This is a genomic window from Microbacterium sp. GbtcB4 (assembly GCF_019091465.1).
Classification (GTDB): Bacteria; Actinomycetota; Actinomycetes; order Actinomycetales; family Microbacteriaceae; genus Microbacterium; species Microbacterium paraoxydans.
Genome location: NZ_JAGXJJ010000447.1, coordinates 1 through 241 on the forward strand (window position 1 = coordinate 1; position 241 = coordinate 241).

1 protein-coding gene is annotated in these 241 nt (G+C 72.6%); it reads right to left on the reverse strand.

Features of this window, described 5'->3' with window-relative positions; translation table 11 throughout:
- On the reverse strand, positions 1–241 hold a 241-nt coding region (locus tag KVS71_RS18420), incomplete at both ends, for a thiamine pyrophosphate-dependent enzyme (RefSeq protein WP_254635917.1).

A 241-nucleotide genomic window follows, 5' to 3' on the forward strand; every position in this document is an offset into this window, starting at 1 on the left:
ATCGCCATGGGCCCACCGCCGTCGCCGGAGGTGTGCACGATGGTCGCGTCACGACGGGCGAGGGCGGCGCCGACCACGCTGGGCCAGCCCTGTCCGATCGTCTGGAACGCGGTGCCGATCATCATCATCCGGTCGGGCGCGGCGACCGGCCAGTACATGGTCGCCCAGCCGATGAAGTGCCCACCGTCCGGGACAACGACGCGGGCTTCGGGGAGGGGTTCGGCGTACCGTCGCGCGGGGG